Consider the following 16,777-nt stretch of genomic DNA (forward strand, 5'->3'; position numbering starts at 1 on the left):
CCCGGGAAGGTGTTTGACCTCATAAGGGCTCATTGGTCAATAGAGAATCACCTTCACCACACGCTGGACGTGGTGATGCTTGAGGACCGGCAGCTTAAGAGGAAGGATAACGAGGCAAAGAACTTCAATATTATGTCTAAAATAGCTCTCTTCTTTGTCGACAAAATGAAGGAAAAGAGCGGCAAAAGACTCATTACCCAATTCCGAACCAACGCCACTCTGAAGCCATCCGAGCTGCTATCCATCAAGCTGTGAGCCCATTCCCCAAAAACGTCACCCATGGTTCGTCATCCAGGGGCTGTGGCAATGTGTCGGGAAAAGTGTATATTTGTCTTGGTCTAGTAGGACTACAACTGAACTTTAACGACAAATAGAGACAATTTATCATGAAGAAGTACGAGTGCACAGTCTGTGGCTGGGTCTATGATCCCGAGGTAGGTGATCCTGACGGCGGCATCGAGCCGGGAACAGCCTTTGAGGACATCCCGGAGGATTGGGTATGCCCCCTCTGCGGAGCCACCAAGGATGACTTTGAGTTAGTCGAGGAGTAATACCCTCCACTCCCTAAGACATTCGCGATAGATCGTAGCGAAGAGATATAGCTATCAGGACCTCTCCCGAGGTCTCCATAAACGAGCTAAGGGACCGATGCGGATCACACACCGCATCGGTCCCTTAGCTCGTTTTTACCCCACCCTTTACCGCTTGGGGATCAGCATCGCCATCGTCACAAGGAGATCAAAAAAGACGATCTTGATGGACGCATTTTGCATCAGTTCCCTCCGTGCCGCCGAGAGATCCTCCATCAGCGGGGGGTAGGAGCTTAGGGGAACGGCAGTGGCAACGCTCCGGATCCTGTCGCGGATGGCAAGCCTGGTGTAGACGATCTCCTCCGGCCCGTAGCTCAGTGCCAGCATCTCCCTGAGGATCCGGTCTGTCGCATCAATGAGCGAGATCACCTCCGGGCGACTTAGGGTGGCTGCCTGGTCGGCAAACTCGCGGTAGGCCCTTGGGGTCCGCTTCATCGCTGTCTCCATAAGTCCGAGCGCCAGATCGATCGCCTTATCCTGCGCCTTGCCCTCGAGGAGTCGCATGGCACGCAGGAGGTTGCCACGTGCGAGGTGACCGGCCTCATACGCCTGCTCGGGAGTGGCACCACACTCGCTGACGAGATAGTCCACGAGACGGGCCTCCTCAATGGGCGGTACATCGATCCGCTGGAAGCGACTCAGGATCGTCTCGAGGAGCCTCGAGGGATCGTGAGAGACGGCGAGGAAGATGACCCCCTCCGGGGGCTCCTCGAGGAGCTTGAGCAACTTATTGGCCGTATCCTCTCGCATCGTCTCCGGCTGCCAGATGAGGACCACCTGATGGGCACTCTTGAAGGAGCGGAGTGACGTGATGTGGATCAGATGATCCGCCTCTGAGACAAAGATATGTGGCTGCTTATTTCCTCCCTTGAGGAGAGTCCTCCAGTCCTCCGGACCAAACCGTCGCTGCTCCCTGAGGAGCGTGGCAAAGTCCTCCCGGAGATCCTCCGAGATGACCTCGCGGGAGTCGCCCTTGATCACCGGATAGCAGAGGTAGAGGTCGGGATGCTCCCAAAGATCCATCTGCCGGCAAGACTCGCACTGCCCACAGGCATCCTCACCAGGCTGCTCACACAGTATGTGGCGGGCAAAGGCTAGCGCAAGGGGAAGTGCCTCACCGCCCTCATCTCCGCAGAAGAGGAGGGCATGCGGTATCGCATCTCTCAGCCGGATCGAGGAGAGCTGATCTATCAGCGAGGGGTCGGCAAGAGTAGCCGCATAGTCCGGGAGGAGATGGTCGGCCATATCGGGATCAGCCTCTCGGACGCTCTACTGCCCCACTAAAGGTATTGGTGGGATGAGCAGACTCGGGCGAGTCGAAGTACTTCATAAACTGAGAGCGAGCGAGGAAATTAGCCTTATTTACCTGCTTGGCAGCCAGACGACCGGTCATCTCAGTGATGCTCTCATACTTGTGCTCCTCCATCCAGGCCTTCACCTCGTCAAGAGACTCGGTGATAGCCTTCTCTTTTTTCCCATAGAGGATGGATGCCATCTGGATGGCGTTGGCACCGGCAAGGACTCCCTTGACAACGTCTTTGCCATTTCGTGCTCCGGAGGAGATTGAGATGGAGAGACCCGGGACGGCTCCCTGGACCAGTGCCGTAAAGCGGAGACCGTCGTAGAAGTCACTCGGGCTGCTGAAGACCGGTCCGGCAGAGAGGCACTCAGCCTTCAGGTCCACATCGGGCATGTAAGACCTATTGAAGAGGACCACACCATCGGCCCCGACCATATGGAGGTCAGCGCAGAGGCGGATGAGGTTGCTGTAGTACTTGGAGATCTTGACGACCAGGGGCTTCTTGTACCCCGACTCCCGCAGTGTGGTGACCACCTTGAGGATGGCGCGCTCCGGCTCTCCATAGTCCTGCGTCCGGTCCGTCTCGATGCGCATAACGTTGAGCTCGAGACCATCGGCACCGGCATCAGAGAGACTCTTGGCATAGTCCACCCATCCCTCAGAGCTGGAGCAATTGACGCTGGCAAATACGGGGATGTCAACAGCCCTCTTGACGTCACGCACCAGCTGCTCATGCTGGCGCACAGAGTGCTCCTCGGAGTACTCCTTGATGTAATTATATGCCTCGGGGAAGTCATGCGACTGAGTATAGGTGTCGTCTGCCTCGCTCTGGATCTGCTCCTCAAAGATAGACTTGAGGATGACCGCACCGGCGCCTGCGTCGGCAAAGGCCTTGATCTTATCGACAGATGCGGTGAGACTGGAGCTTGCTGCTATGATGGGACTCTTCAGCTTTAGCCCTGCATAGGTGGTGGTTAGATCAACCATGGTATTACTTGATTATCGTGATGAAATATAGACTGATGAAAATGCAGATCGGCGGATCAGTAGTGGGTGATGATTGGCACATTACCCTGATCCTTGGACTTCTTATTAGCGGAGACCTTCTTGGAAGTCGAGGGGGTGGCGGTGGGGACCACTTTGCCCCCACTGCGCATAAAGGCCTCGACTCTCGGGATCTCCTCTCGGATCGCCTTGATGCGGTTTTGGTCATTGGGGTGAGAGCTGATCACCTCGCTCTGATTGCCTCCACCACTGCGGCTGGCCATCTTGACCCAGAGATTGGGAGCATTGTGATAGTCGTAGCCTGCAAGTGCCATGAGGTAGAGACCGATCTGGTCCGCCTCGTACTCCTGCTTGCGCGAGTAGGGAAGCTCAAAGATAAGCTTTCCGCCCACATTATATAGGATATTGCCGACCACCTGGGCGCCTGCCGAGCTGCCGGAGAGGATCTGCCCCAGCGCCTGTCCGCCATACTGGCGGAGTATCGCCTGAGAGAGTCGCTCATTGGAGTGCTTGGCGACAGCGTGAGCCACCTCGTGAGCGATCACCGTAGCAAGCTCATCGTCGGTTCGTGCCACCGGGAGGATGCCCTCGTAGACGACGATCTTGCCACCCGGCATACAGAAGGCGTTGACTTGATTGGAGGCGATGAGATTAAACTCCCACCGGAAGAAGCGGATATCCTCCGTGTGCCCGATGGAGCGAAGGTACCGCTCGGTGGCTGAGGCGATGCGCTTACCCATCTCTCGGGTACGCTCTGTCTGAGCCATGTCACGGCTCTTGGGTGCCTGGGAGATGAAGGATCGGTACTGCTGCTCACTGACGGCGACGACCTGGGCATCGGAGACAAGATTGATCTGCCGCCGTCCGGTGAGCGGTACCAACGAGCAGCCGCTCACTAAGAGGGCGGTCATCAGAGTCGTCAGGAGGAGCCTATGGGGATGGATTATTTTCATTGTATATGGACTTTCTGATTCACTCCACCAAAGATACACAATTATCGCCTTGTGCTGTCAGCTCTTTCGGTCTACCAGCACCGCCTTTGCCCCCACCTGAGGCTGATACATGGCTCGCGGGAGGAGGCTCATACTTCGCTCTATGAGATAAGTGCCGTAGCTCCTGAGATCGGTCAGCTGCTCCGTCTCCGAGGGGAGGATCGGCTTACCGACGTAGACATCTATCACCTTGCCTTGCTTATTGAGGATCTCTCGCGGAAGCATCAGGTCGCTGACGATGGGGATGTGGTTTTTCATGTAATAGAAAAGCCCGGAGTTGTGTCCATCAAACATGATCGGAAATATCGGTCTCGATGCCCGCCTTAGGATCCGGAGGCTGGAGTTTTTCCACGGACTCTCCACCGGAAGTCCCCGCCTAAGCGAGAAGCGCCCCACCCCACCGGCGGGGAAGAGTCCAAAGGGGTATCCGGCCTGAAACTCTCGAGCAAGCGCCCTGAGGCTTTTGACATTTACACTCGGGTCGTGGACATAGCGCGGATCGCTCTCCCGATTGGGCACCACAGGCACCCACATTTGCTCAAGAGATGATATGTGTGAGAGGACGGAATTGACCAGCACCTTGTAGTCCGGGCGTATGTGTCCCACGATGTCTACAAGGATCAGTCCATCGATGCCACCGAAGGGATGATTGGAGACGGTGAGGAACTGCCCCTCCCGCATCAGATCGAGATTCTCCTCCCCATGCACCCTATACGTGACGTCCACCGAGGGGTGACGCAGCGCTGCAGCAGCGTACTCGGGACCGCTGAGGTGACAGAGGTCGGCATTGAGCCGGTTGAGGGAGTTGACACCGAGGATCCGCATGAGCCGACGCCCGACACCACGGCCCACTCCGGTCCTGAAGAATGGCACCATCTCCCCCAAGTCCTCGATCGAGAGGATGTCGTTGCGTATGTCGTCTCTACTCATAGGTCAGCACTTGATAGACATAATTGCACAAACCTAACTGAATATTATCACAACTCGCTAACAAGGGTGGGGGAAATGGTCAAACCGCTGTCAAAGAAACTCAAATAAAGATAATTCCTATCGTGGTATCACTCCTTTGAGTAGATTTGTCTGTAAGCAATCACGAAGAAACTCCAGATGCGTCACCTTAATATCCTGCCGCTCCTCATTGCCCTAACGACCTGCCTGAGCCTCACCTCGTGCGCCAGGAAGGCCTACTACGACATCAGCACCGGTGCCGATGTCGCTGATAGTGGCAACTATGTCGTGCGGTGGCAGGTCCGGCCCGGGATGAGCGGCGAAGTAGCCATCTATGCCTCTGATGATGCCGGCAGCTACCCTGTGGAGCCGACCAAGGTGGAGCCGATAGGCAAGGAGTGGGCCACCTTCACCACAGATGGGACGGTTTACTCAAGACACTATTTCCTCCTGGTCTTTGACGACCGAGAGATGAGGGTCGCCGGTATGAGGGTGATACCGACAGAGGGCTTTGCCAACCTCCGTGACGCAGGTGGATATATGACCGATGAGGGGTATCAGATGCGGTGGGGGCGACTTTATCGTGGGGGGCGCTACAGAGGGCTGACACCGAGGGACAGTCTCGTGATCGGATCCCTGGGACTGAAGCACAATATCGTCCTCAGCGATGCCTACTCCTTCGTCTACCTCACCAATGGCATAGGGAATGTCGTCCAGAAGGACTTCGCCGCCAATACCCCAATCGACTACAAGTCCGTCCTGAAGCGGATCAATGAAGGGGATATGAGTAAGGAGGGGGTGATCCTCTTTATCCACGACACCTTCAATAGCTTAGCGTATGAGAACCCTGAGCAGCTCTCCGCCGCACTCCACTACCTCCTCGACCCCGATCACTACCCCGTGATGATCAGCGATGAGTGGGGAAAAGATCGCGCCGCCTTCCTGACCATGCTGGTCCAGTATAGCTTAGGCGTCTCTCGGTCGGACATCCTCTCGGACTACCTCCTAAGCAACGCCCTCCTGCCGGTGGAGAAGCTGGCGCCACAGGGCTTCTTCGCTTCACCGGGGCGACAGGAGGCTCTAAGCGAGTTTTTCCGATGCCGACCGAGCGACCTCCTCTCGATCATGACCGACATTGAGAATAAGTACGGCACCATCGGTAACTACATGGATCAGGTGCTGGACTTTGATGAGAGTGACCGCATCAGGCTGAGAGAGCTGCTCCTCTACTAAGACCTTTGCAAAATGGTCTTTCGCCGAAAAAGCAGCGCTTTTTCGGCAGGAAGTTTGCAGAATACCTCAGATGCAAGGAACTGAGAGTGAGGGCGAGGGGAGTGTGCTTACGCACATAACCAAGCCCGAATCTTGAAAGTGACGCTGCAGATGGGGTATTATGCAAAGGTCTCCTACTACTAAGGGCAAGGGATAAAGCAAGAGGGACACCCTATCACGTGCAGCGATGGGGTGTCCCTTGTGTATGTCTATCCCGACCCTCTGGACAATGCCGAGGTCGTAGAGGGTTTACTTAAGGCGTACAGTGATCGGTGAGCTCTCCTCAAAGGTGAGCTTATCCTCCCTCGCCAGCCAGCCGAGCGCAAAGTGGACATCCCTCAGAGTGCTGATCTTCGTGGCACTTTTGATATCCTTATCGGTCATTGCCTTCTTGCTCTTGCGGAGCACCTCCCACACGAGACCGGCATTGGTACCGATCAGCTCTGTCATTTCATCCATAATTCGTCTGTTACACTTTAGTTACTAAGTCATTATACATCATTTGATGCGCTAAAGATACCACAATTTCCAGAGTATGCCACAAGCCGTTTCGTCCCCCCCACACTACTCGGGGAGGTCTGCAAAGGGGGAAAAGCAGCTATAGGAGACTTCCATGCGGAGAATGTTGCACGAAGTGCCATTCTCGCACATTTGTTTCAAATGTGCTGAGACTTTGCACGAAGGATGAGATGCAAGGCGCTGAGGATGAGGTCGAAGGGAGCGTACTCACGTACGTGACCGAGACCGAATTCCGAAAGCAACGCAGCAGATCGCCTTCGTGCAACAGTCTCATGAGGGGTATGGATCAAAAAAAGCTCAGGCTGAGGGGCGGTGAAGCCGATCAGCCTGAGCTTAGTCTATTAGATAGAGACGGCGGTTAGACCGTCAGTTGTGCTGGAGGATTACATCCACTTACCGGGCTCCTCCTCGACCTTCTTCTCCACATCTGAGGGAGCCTCAGCGACATCCTCTTCGGGACGTGAGAAGTCCATGGCGAGGTACCTCTGGTACTTGGTGTAGCGGTACTTTGCATCCTCGAGGGCTGCACCGTAGAGCGCCTCGGCGTCCTCGGGGAAGAGCTTCTCAAGAGAGCGGTAACGCACCTCGCCCATAATGAAGTCGTGGAAGAGATCCCACTGCGGCTCCTTGGAGTCAAATTGGAAGGGGTTCTTGCCCTGCTCCTCCAGACGGGGATCGTAGCGCCAGAGCTGCCAATAGCCACACTCAACGGCGCGCTTCTCCTCCTCCTGGGTCTTACCCATACCGGCACGGAGACCGTGATTGATACAGGGGCAGTAGGCGATGATCAGTGAGGGACCATCAAACTCCTCAGCCTCGCGGATCGCCTTGAGCGCCTGAGCCTGATTGGCTCCCATGGCGATCTGAGCGACATAGACGTAGCCGTAGCCGGCAGCCATCATACCGAGGTCCTTCTTACGGAAGCGGCGACCATTGGCAGAGAACTGTGCCACAGCGGCACGCGGGGTAGACTTGGAGCTCTGTCCACCGGTATTGGAGTAGACCTCCGTATCGATGACGAGGACATTGACGTCAGGTGCCTGTGCCAGCACGTGGTCGAGACCACCGTAGCCGATATCGTAAGCCCAGCCGTCACCACCGATGATCCAGTGAGACTTCTTGGTGATGTAGTGACGGAGATCATCGATGAGACGACCACCCTCGGTAGCATCATTCTCTACCAGAGCACGGATCTCATCTGAGAGCTCACGACAAGCATTGGCATCCTCGTACTTCTCGATCCACTCCTTGAGGAGCTCCTTAGTCTTCTCCTGACCGATCTCGATCTTGCCATCAACGACATCCTGCGCGATGGTGAGGAGGCGCTCGCGGAGCTTCTTATTGGCGAGGTACATACCATAGCCGTACTCTGCGTTGTCCTCAAAGAGGGAGTTGGCCCATGCGGGACCGTGACCCTTTGCATTGGTCGTATAGGGCGTCTCAGGAGCAGATGCGGAGTAGATAGAGGAGCAGCCGGTGGTATTGGCCACTACCTGACGATCACCGTAGAGCTGAGAGATCAGCTTGACGTAAGGTGTCTCACCGCAGCCGGCGCAGGCACCGGAGAACTCGAAGAGAGGCTGAGCGAACTGAGAATTCTTCACGCTCTTGCTGACATCGACGAGGTGAGCCTTATTGGTCACCTTCTGAGCAGAGTAGAGCCACAGCGGATCCTGCTCCTCCTGGGTGTGGAGCGGCTCCATAGTGAGAGCCTTCTCGCCCTTCTTTCCGGGGCAGACATCGGCACAGTTACCGCAGCCGAGACAGTCGAGGACGTCAACCTGGATGCGGAAGCCCATACCCTTGAACTCCTTACCGATGGCAGGCTTGGTCACGTAGCCCTCGGGGGCATTCTCCATCTCCTTCTCATCGAGGATGAAAGGACGGATGGTAGCGTGAGGGCAGACGTAGGCACACTGGTTACACTGGATACAATTCTCCTCGTGCCACATCGGGACATTGACAGCGACACCGGGGCGCATCACGCGGGTGGTGCCGGGCTGCCAGGTACCGTCCTCAAGGCCGGTGAAGACACTTACAGGCAGGTCATCACCCTCCTGAGCGTGCATCTTCTTGACGATGGCGGAGACGAAAGGCGTATCGTACTCGTACTCCTGCTCAGCATCATCGGCGCAGTCGGCCCACTCAGCGGGCACGGGTACCTCAATGACGTCAGCACCGGCATCGACAGCCTGATAGTTCATGTTGACGATCTTCTCACCCTTGTGTCCGTAGCTCTTGACGATGAATTTCTTCATCTGCTCAACAGCGAGATCGTAGGGGATGACGTTGGCGATCTTGAAGAAAGCGGACTGGAGGATCGTATTGGTGCGGTTGCCGAGGCCGATCTCAGACGCGATCTTGGTCGCATTGATGATGTAAAGGTGGCAGCCGTTCTTCGCGAGGTATCTCTTGAGACGACCGGGGAGGTTTTCACCGAGATCCTCCGGCTCCCAGATGGAGTTGAGGAGGAGTGAGCCACCCTTGCGGAGACCCTTCGTGATATTGAAGCGGTGCAGGTATGCCGGCTCGTGGCAGGCTACGAAGTGGGGGTGATTGACGTAGTAAGTGGAGCGGATGGGGCTGTCACCAAAGCGGAGGTGAGAGCAGGTAAAGCCTCCGGACTTACGAGAGTCGTACTCGAAGTAAGCCTGGCAGTACTTGCTGGTATTCTCACCGATGATCTTGACAGAGTTCTTATTGGCACCCACGGTACCATCAGATCCACGACCATAGAACTTCGCCTCAAAGGCATCCGTAGCTACGTCGAAGTGGTCTGTGAGCGGAAGTGAGGTGAAGGTGACGTCATCCACGATACCGATGGTGAAGTGATCCTTCGGCATCTTCATGCGGAGGTTCTCGAAGACAGCGGCAAACTGCTCCGGGGTCACGTCCTTAGAGGAGAGACCATAGCGACCACCGACAACGATCGGGTGCTCCTCCATGCCGTAGAGAGCGTTCTTCACATCGAGGTAAAGAGGCTCACCGGCACTACCGGGCTCCTTGGTACGGTCGAGGACAGCGACATGCTTCACGGTCTTGGGCATTGCCTCGAGGAAGTGCTCCACGCTGAACGGACGGAAGAGGTGGACCTTGATCATACCGACCTTGCGGCCCTCGGCATTGAGCTTGTCAATCACCTCCTCGGCGGTCTCACAGGCAGAGCCCATGCAGATCACAATATCCTCAGCATCCTCTGCGCCGTAGTAGTCAAAGAGGTGGTAGTGACGGCCGGTGATCTTGCCCAGCTCGTCCATATAGTGCTGTACGGTCTCGGGGACTGCGTTGTAGAAGGGGTTGGAAGCCTCACGCTCCTGGAAGTAGATGTCACCATTCTGCGCCGTACCACGAGTCACCGGGGCATCAGGGGTGAGCGCACGGTGACGGAACTCCTTGATCGCCTCGAGGTCAACGAGGGGACGGAGGTCCTCCATATCGATCTCCTCGATCTTCTGGATCTCGTGAGAGGTACGGAAGCCGTCGAAGAAGTGGAGGAAGGGCACACGACCGTGGATCGCAGAGAGGTGTGCTACAGCAGCCATATCCTGAGCCTCCTGTACGGAGTTGCTGCAGAGCATGGCGAAGCCGGTGGCACGACAGGCCATCACATCCTGGTGATCACCAAAGATTGAGAGGGCATGGCCGGCGATGGCACGTGCAGCGATGTGGAAGACGCCGGGGAGGAGCTCTCCGGAGATCTTGTACATATTAGGGATCATCAGGAGGAGACCCTGAGACGCAGTAAAGGTGGTCGTCAGCGCACCAGCCTGCAGAGAGCCGTGGACGGTACCTGCGGCACCAGCCTCACTCTGCATCTCCTGGACACGGACAGTGTCGCCGAAGAGGTTTTTACGCCCATTGGCTGCCCACTTGTCCACAACCTCTGCCATCGTAGAGGAGGGAGTGATGGGGTAGATGGCGGCCAGCTCCGAGAACATATACGCGATATGCGACGTAGCTGTGTTGCCATCACAGGTCATGAATTTCTTTTCTTTACTCATATATAAGTATACTAAAGCGTGAAGTAATTTAGTTCTTCTTTTTCTTAAAAGGTCAATACAGGAAGCCGAAGAGCCAGATCGGCAGACAGTTGTCATGCCCCACCAGCAGGTTGCTAAAGGCATAGGTCACCTCGCTCTTGAAGCGACTCGTCTTACCATCGACACAGGCAAAGAGGTGCTCTCCCTCGACGATAAAGTCCGCACCGAGCTTCTCGGGGACGTTGACCTGATAGCCGGCGTTCTCAAATTGTGAGAGCAGGAAGGTCTTGAGTCGCATACAGGTCGACTGCCGATGCGGGTACATTACCCCGGCGATATTGGTGTCGTTGGGGAAGATCTGATCGGGCTTCTTGGGGTACTCGTTGCCCTCCTTATAGATCGTGCGGATCAGCTCCGCATCGTCAAGATACTTGAGGTAATTGGCTATGGTGGCTCGGCTAGTTCCGATACTGCGCGCAAAGCGGGTCACATTGGCCGTCGGCTTATCCTGCGTACAGATCTGGAAGAGCAGCTCCCGCATCTTGGGCAGGTAGGATATATCGACCTGATGGACGTAGACCACATCCACCTCCAGCATCATATTGATATTCTTCGTCAGCTTGGCCGAGGAGAGTGGGTTGTCCTCCACGGGCGGGTAGTAGCCCTCGGTGAGGTATAGCTCAAAATCCTCCTTCGGCTTGACCTGGTTCATTACCTCAGCAGCGATCTCCTCGTGCCGCTCCATCAGCTCCTTGAGCGAGTACGACTTGAGGTGGAGACCATACTTTATATTGAGGTACTGGCGGAAGGAGAAGCCCTGGAGATTAATGATCCGCACCCTACCCTGCAGTTCCGGCCCCAGCTCCTCCTCGGTCACGACGCTCGAGGTGCTGAAGATCACCCGCAGGTTGGGCATATCCATATAGATCCGATAGAGATCATCTCGCCACTTGGCGTACTTGTAGATCTGATCCACAAGGAGGATCTTGCCCCCCTCTTCCTGGTAAAACTTCCTCGCAAAGTCATAGAGCGAGTGTCCGGCAAAGAAGAGGTAATTCATCGTCACATACTGGATCTGATCGGGTCGTGCGGTGATGTTTCGGACAGCATAGGTAAGCAGGAAGATCGTCTTGCCTATGCCGCGCGCACCGCGCACAGCGACCAGACGATCCGATGAGCTGATACTACTGATCAGGGACTTGCGGTCGCTCTCCTGATGTGCAGTCAGCATCCGATTGTATATCTTCCTAAAGCTCTGCATACTAAAACGTCGTGACGGGCTCCCCGATTAAGTAGGGACACCTCCCCGAAGTCATCCCAAGTGTGATGGTGACTTTGATGGTTCAAAAGTAGGAAGAATAATCCTATTTTGCAAACCTTGTATTACAATTACGGACAAAAAATCCACCCATTTGCGCTGACCACCTATCATAATGAAAGATTAATCCAGTGGCTCCTCCCGCCAGACGCCGTCGGCGGAGCGGACGAGATGGACCACCTCTCCATAGGCGATCTTGCGGGCAAAGGACTCATCAATGGTGTAGCCGAGGAGACGGACGAGGAAGATCCGTATCACCCCCGCATGCGTCACCAGCACCGGTGGACGATCGTAGTCCGGGAGGTAGTCGATGAAGTCCTGCACCCGCCGGGTCATCCCGGGGTACGACTCCCCGGCAGGCGGGGCGGCATGCTTGTAGTCTGCAAACCACGCCTCGCTCTCCTTACGCTCATAGACCGACTGCCAAGGGACCAGCTCCCACTTGCCGAAGGCCAGCTCAGTGAGACGGGCATCAATGGTGATCGAGTCGGCAAGCATCTTTGCCAAGAGTCGGCAGCGTAGGAGCGGACTGCTGTAGACGCGCCCATAGCCGGTGCCGGCAAGGGTGGCGACGACCCCGGCAGCCTCCTGCGGGAAAGTCTCCGCCACCGAGACATCAGCTCTGCCGTAGCAGATGCCACTCGGCGCAGCGGTATGCGTATGGCGGACGAGGAAGAGCTCCATCACGTCAGCCGCTCTACAGCGAGGAGGGCGACGAGACAGCCCATCTCGCACATCTGCTCCAGCGCCCCAAGCACATCCCCCGTGTAGCCTCCGATACGCGCCTTACTGAGTCGGTGGACAAAGAGGAAGAGCAGGGCATAGACCACGACCACAGCAAGAGCCTGTACCCACCCAAGCGCCAGCAGCGCCACGAGACCGGTGGCGACCCCGACCGCAATGGAGCTGTCAGAGGTGACATAAGACTCTCGGCTGAGCTTACTATTCTCCCTCCGGGCATAGACAGAGAAGTGCATCATCAGCAGCGGCACCGACCGCGCACTGCAGCACATCACGACCATCGCCGGGATCGGACTGGTGAGTGCAGAGAGACAGCAGACCTTCAGCAGCAGCTGCATCACCGTACCGATCATACCAAAGGCTCCGGCGTGGCTGTCCTTCATGATCTCCAGCACCCGCTCACGGGTCGTCCCGCCACCAAATCCATCCAAGAAGTCAGAGAATCCATCCTCATGAAAGGCTCCCGTCACCACGATCATTGTGGAGAGCGCCAGCACGGACGAGACAGACGGAGGTAGCCGGAGGAGGAAAAAGGCAAGCGCATAGATCACCGCCCCACACCCTCCGATAAGAGCCCCCACGAGGGGCATATAGCGGGCCGCCTCGTGGGCTGTAGCGGCATCAAAGTGCACCTCGCCCACCGGCAGGCGGGTGTAGCACATCACCGCCGCCTTCAGGAGATTCCACTCACTCCTCAGACCCATGGCGATAGATACTATCGGGATTGTCCTCGTAGCAATTCTCCAGCTGCCGATCGTCAAAGGAGGCCATCTCATTGAGGAAAGCGACAGCCGATTGGACGATCGGATAGGCGACCACCGCACCGGTACCCTCACCGAGTCGCATGCCGAGTCGGAGGATTGGCTCTCCACCGAGGTGGTCAAGCAGCAGCCGATGCCCACCCTCATCAGAGACATGACCGTAGAGGACGCACTCCTTAGTACCGGGGGCAAGGGCCTCAGCAGCGATGACAGCCGCCGTAGCTATGAAGCCGTCGCAGAGGATGACCATCCGCAGCCGAGCCGCCTCGATCATCCCACCCACCATCATCGCTATCTCGTACCCGCCATAGGTGGCGAGGATCTCGAGTGGCGTCTCAGGGTGATGAGCCTCCACGGCTCGCTTAAGTGTCTGGTACTTACGCTCCAGGTGTGCATCGTCAAGACCGGTACCCCGCCCCACGAGCCGGTCAAGTGGGATGCCGGAGTAGAGGTGTGCCAGCACAGCGGCGGAGGAGGTGTTGCCGATCCCCATCTCACCGAAGCCGATCACGTTGCAGTCCTTATAGTACTCCTCCCGCACGCAGGCAGCCCCGGTCTCAAGCGCCCTCCGGCACTCCTCGATCGTCATCGCCGGCTCGTGGAGGAAGTTTCGCGTCCCATACCCTACCTTTCGCGGCTCCACGCCAAACTCTTCGGGGAAGTCCCGAGCCACACCGGCATCGATGACGCGAAGGTGGAAGTGGTGCTGCCGACAGAAGACGGTGATCGCCGCATTCCCCCTCTGGAAAGTGCAGCCGCACTTGTAGGTAAAGTCCTTGGGCGAGAGACTCACCCGCTCATCCGCTATCCCGTGATCGCCACAGAAGAGGAGGAGTGCCGGCCGTCTCAGCTCCGGCGTAAGGGTACCCTGGATCAGACAGACCTGACGCGCTATCGTCTCAAGTTGTCCGAGCGAACCGATGATCTTTGATCGCGTATCAATCTTGTGCTGTATTTCTTCTACGGTTACCATATATTACTTAAGTCTCACCGCTATGCCCGAAACCATAAAGAAAGCCTCATCGGCTGATGCGGCTATATGCTGATTGACCCACCCCTGGAGGTCAACAAAGTGACGCGCACTCTCCGATGAAGCGTGGAGCCCCATGCCGAGCTCATTGGAGACGACGATGAGGGTCATATCCCGGGCAGAGAAGCGATCCCACTCCGCCGTGGCTGCCCTGAGGGTCTCGTCCATATCATAGCTGTACTCATCGTAGAGATTGGTGAGCCAGAGGGTGACGCAGTCCATCAGCACCACTTGCCCGGTAAGGTCGTGGTCGCTCAGGTGAAGTGGCTCCTCCACCGTCGTCCACTGCTCCCCGCGAGCTCTTCGGTGACGCTCTACCCGACGCTCAAAGTCCTCATCCATGATCCGCGCCGTGGCGAGGTAGACCGGATGATCGGAGAGCGACTCTGCCAGCGACTGCGCATAGCGACTCTTCCCGGAGCGAGCCCCTCCGGTGACATAGATGATCCTACGCTCCATCGGTCAGAGGAAGTTCATTAAGGCAATGAGGATAAGTAGAAGCGCCATCAGCCCGGTGATCAGCCAAAATTGTCTGGAGGCGCTCCGGCTCTTCCTACTCTTCCCCACGGTATAGACGCTGTCGGTCTGATCAGCCGCCGGTAGATAGCCGGCCTCCCGGAGGATGCGAAGCGCTCTCTCCTCCTCCATCGCTGGGACCATGAGCGAGACGCCGCCGGTCAAGCCCTGCACCCGCCCGAAGACCTGTGTCCCCGTCTCTCCGGAGACGGACACCATAATATTCTCTGACTGGAGGAGCGTCTCAGCCAGCCGTACCTCCTCGAGGTTGAGGGAGTTAAAGACCTCAACAAAGGCTTCCCCCTTATTATCCTTTTCCATAATAGTCACTCTGTCTCTTGCGTACGGAGACCATCTCCATACCCCACAAAGGTCGCTTTTTTCCCCCGCTGAGCCAAGTCTCGTCAGTCGAGCAAAAAGGCACCACCCACGCCAAGAAAAAAAACTACTGCGCCCCTCGTAAGTCACTTCTGCCCCATAAAACGATCTTCCCGCAGTTGCTCCAGCCGCTTGCGGGCATAGAGGACCCTCGGGGAGGGCTTTCGTCCGGGATCACTCCGTAGCTCAAGGTACGTCTCCAGAGCCTTCATCTCGGCAGTGGCATCTCCCAGCTCTCTATACGTCAGAGACTGCCTGTATGGGATGTCCGGCAGGTCGGGGGCAAAGCGACCGAGATCCCTGAGGTGCCGGAGCGAGGAGCGGTAAGCCCCTCGGAGGAAGTCCGTCTCTGCCATCAGGTCGTGGTAGCTCTTGAGTACCTGGATCCGCAGTGGGGTCCGCTCCATGAGGGAGTCCACCTTGGCGAGGTAGAGTGCTGACTCGGTCGGATCCTTCTGCTGTACATAAATGGTAGCGAGGTCGATCATCGGGAAGGGATTGGCCTCCTCGGAGATCTTTATTGCCTCCTTCAGCACCGGGATCGCCTGCGTGAGGGAGTCCTGCTGCATAAGGGACTGACCATGGTAGTAGACCGTATTCATACTCCGGTCTCCGGCGTGGTACAGGAGGTCGAAGTCGGCATAGGCATCCCGGTAATAACCTGCGGCGTAATTCACTGCCGCACGACGCTGCCTCACGGGGCGGTTGTCGGGATACTCATAGAGGAAATTATTCATCATCGTCAGACCGAGGAAGCCCACCCCCTTCTCTTCATAGAGATCGGAGAGGCGGAGGACATTGACGATATTATACGGGGAGATCTGCTTGATCTCCTCACGGACAGTGATGGCGGAGTCCGGCTGCTGCATACTCTCGTAGATCCCCGCCAGCAGTTGCTTGTCGATCACGGAGCCCTCCTCCGTCGCCAGTGGCAGGATCAGCGCCTTCGCCTCCTCGTATCGGGCAAAGGAGGTGAGGACGCGGGTCTCCTGACGAAGCATCATGGGGCTCTTGAGGCTGTCGGGGCAGCTCTCCAGCAGCTCCAGAGCGCGGTAGTACAGCCCCTCATCGATCAGCCGCTGCACCTCCGACTCGGTTACGTCAGTCTGAGCGACCGCCATCAGCGGCATCGCACACAGAAGCAGCCAGAGCAGCGCCTTGCGATGGATAATGTGCCGGATCACTAAGTTCTCCATACGGTATTCCTTTTATCATAATTCTTCCCTCGGCACAAGATACAAAAAAACCACTACCAAGTCTCTCGACTTGATAGCGGCACGATGGTGGACCCTGTAGGATTCGAACCTACGACCCTCTGTTTGTAAGACAGACGCTCTAAACCAACTGAGCTAAGGATCCGAGTGCACCCGACCGGCTCCTCTCCAGCCGAATGCTCCGCAAAGGTACGAAATTTTATGGATCTCGCA

15 protein-coding genes, 1 tRNA gene and 1 pseudogene are annotated in these 16,777 nt (G+C 56.7%); 3 read left to right on the forward strand and 14 right to left on the reverse strand.

The genetic code is table 11. The annotated features are described in order from the left end of the window. Together HMPREF2890_RS09435 and rd are read left to right on the forward strand one after the other, a co-directional pair. Nucleotides 1-255 (forward strand): annotated as a pseudogene (locus HMPREF2890_RS09435) (ISAs1 family transposase); the annotation flags it as partial. A gap of 131 nt (nucleotides 256-386) precedes the next feature. Then, on the forward strand, nucleotides 387-551 hold the full coding sequence (gene rd / locus HMPREF2890_RS07605; RefSeq protein WP_018106636.1) for a rubredoxin: 165 nt from the start codon (nucleotides 387-389) through the stop codon (nucleotides 549-551). Nucleotides 552-698: 147 nt separating this feature from the next. Here the strand turns inward: rd and HMPREF2890_RS07610 are convergent, their stop codons facing one another. The 4 genes from HMPREF2890_RS07610 to HMPREF2890_RS07625 are packed head-to-tail and all read right to left on the reverse strand — an operon-like array spanning nucleotide 699 to nucleotide 4,817. Then, nucleotides 699-1,835, reverse strand: a complete 1,137-nt coding sequence (locus HMPREF2890_RS07610) for a DNA polymerase III subunit (protein ID WP_070467268.1) — start codon at nucleotides 1,833-1,835, stop codon at nucleotides 699-701. A gap of 7 nt (nucleotides 1,836-1,842) precedes the next feature. Further along, nucleotides 1,843-2,877, reverse strand: coding sequence for a dihydroorotate dehydrogenase-like protein (locus tag HMPREF2890_RS07615; RefSeq protein ID WP_070467270.1), 1,035 nt, complete (start codon nucleotides 2,875-2,877; stop codon nucleotides 1,843-1,845). Between the two features lie 56 nt (nucleotides 2,878-2,933). Beyond that, nucleotides 2,934-3,848, reverse strand: coding sequence for a M48 family metallopeptidase (locus tag HMPREF2890_RS07620; RefSeq protein ID WP_070467272.1), 915 nt, complete (start codon nucleotides 3,846-3,848; stop codon nucleotides 2,934-2,936). 57 nt (nucleotides 3,849-3,905) lie between these two features. Next, nucleotides 3,906-4,817, reverse strand: coding sequence for a 1-acyl-sn-glycerol-3-phosphate acyltransferase (locus tag HMPREF2890_RS07625; RefSeq protein ID WP_070467273.1), 912 nt, complete (start codon nucleotides 4,815-4,817; stop codon nucleotides 3,906-3,908). A gap of 177 nt (nucleotides 4,818-4,994) precedes the next feature. Between HMPREF2890_RS07625 and HMPREF2890_RS07630 the strand changes: the two genes are divergently transcribed. Continuing rightward, nucleotides 4,995-6,068 carry a tyrosine-protein phosphatase gene (locus HMPREF2890_RS07630; RefSeq protein WP_083289895.1) on the forward strand — a complete coding sequence of 358 codons (1,074 nt, stop codon included), beginning with the start codon at nucleotides 4,995-4,997 and terminating at the stop codon, nucleotides 6,066-6,068. A 288-nt stretch (nucleotides 6,069-6,356) separates the two neighbouring features. Here HMPREF2890_RS07630 and HMPREF2890_RS07635 read toward each other — a convergent pair whose 3' ends face one another. The 10 genes from HMPREF2890_RS07635 to HMPREF2890_RS07685 all read right to left on the reverse strand — a co-directional run bounded on the left by HMPREF2890_RS07635 (nucleotide 6,357) and on the right by HMPREF2890_RS07685 (nucleotide 16,709). Then, complete coding sequence (locus tag HMPREF2890_RS07635) at nucleotides 6,357-6,557, reverse strand: winged helix-turn-helix domain-containing protein (protein ID WP_070467391.1); 201 nt, start codon at nucleotides 6,555-6,557, stop codon at nucleotides 6,357-6,359. 452 nt (nucleotides 6,558-7,009) lie between these two features. Then, a complete protein-coding gene (gene nifJ / locus HMPREF2890_RS07645; RefSeq protein WP_070467277.1) occupies nucleotides 7,010-10,627 on the reverse strand; it encodes a pyruvate:ferredoxin (flavodoxin) oxidoreductase in 3,618 nt (1,205 codons plus the stop codon). Nucleotides 10,628-10,679: 52 nt separating this feature from the next. Further along, entirely contained in the window at nucleotides 10,680-11,867 is a 1,188-nt protein-coding gene (locus HMPREF2890_RS07650; protein ID WP_070467278.1) for an AAA family ATPase, read from the reverse strand. Between the two features lie 180 nt (nucleotides 11,868-12,047). Next, nucleotides 12,048-12,608 (reverse strand): alpha-ribazole phosphatase family protein, encoded by a 561-nt coding sequence (gene cobC / locus HMPREF2890_RS07655; protein ID WP_070467280.1) that lies wholly within the window; start codon nucleotides 12,606-12,608, stop codon nucleotides 12,048-12,050. After that, nucleotides 12,608-13,369: an adenosylcobinamide-GDP ribazoletransferase gene (locus HMPREF2890_RS07660; protein WP_070467282.1), complete on the reverse strand. Its 762-nt coding sequence runs from the start codon at nucleotides 13,367-13,369 to the stop codon at nucleotides 12,608-12,610. The genes cobC and HMPREF2890_RS07660 overlap by 1 nt, the downstream gene beginning before the upstream one ends. Then, on the reverse strand, nucleotides 13,353-14,399 hold the full coding sequence (gene cobT, locus HMPREF2890_RS07665; RefSeq protein WP_070467284.1) for a nicotinate-nucleotide--dimethylbenzimidazole phosphoribosyltransferase: 1,047 nt from the start codon (nucleotides 14,397-14,399) through the stop codon (nucleotides 13,353-13,355). The genes HMPREF2890_RS07660 and cobT overlap by 17 nt, the downstream gene beginning before the upstream one ends. A 3-nt stretch (nucleotides 14,400-14,402) precedes the next feature. Next, entirely contained in the window at nucleotides 14,403-14,915 is a 513-nt protein-coding gene (cobU, locus tag HMPREF2890_RS07670; RefSeq protein ID WP_070467287.1) for a bifunctional adenosylcobinamide kinase/adenosylcobinamide-phosphate guanylyltransferase, read from the reverse strand. Between the two features lie 3 nt (nucleotides 14,916-14,918). After that, a complete protein-coding gene (locus HMPREF2890_RS07675; RefSeq protein WP_070467289.1) occupies nucleotides 14,919-15,293 on the reverse strand; it encodes a putative signal transducing protein in 375 nt (124 codons plus the stop codon). A gap of 143 nt (nucleotides 15,294-15,436) precedes the next feature. After that, a complete protein-coding gene (locus HMPREF2890_RS07680) occupies nucleotides 15,437-16,546 on the reverse strand; it encodes a tetratricopeptide repeat protein (RefSeq protein WP_070467291.1) in 1,110 nt (369 codons plus the stop codon). An 85-nt stretch (nucleotides 16,547-16,631) separates the two neighbouring features. Further along, nucleotides 16,632-16,709, reverse strand: a tRNA-Val gene (locus HMPREF2890_RS07685). Between the last annotated feature and the right edge of the window lie 68 nt (nucleotides 16,710-16,777).

Origin of the sequence: Porphyromonas sp. HMSC065F10, assembly GCF_001808555.1 — a bacterium.
Classification (GTDB): Bacteria; Bacteroidota; Bacteroidia; order Bacteroidales; family Porphyromonadaceae; genus Porphyromonas_A.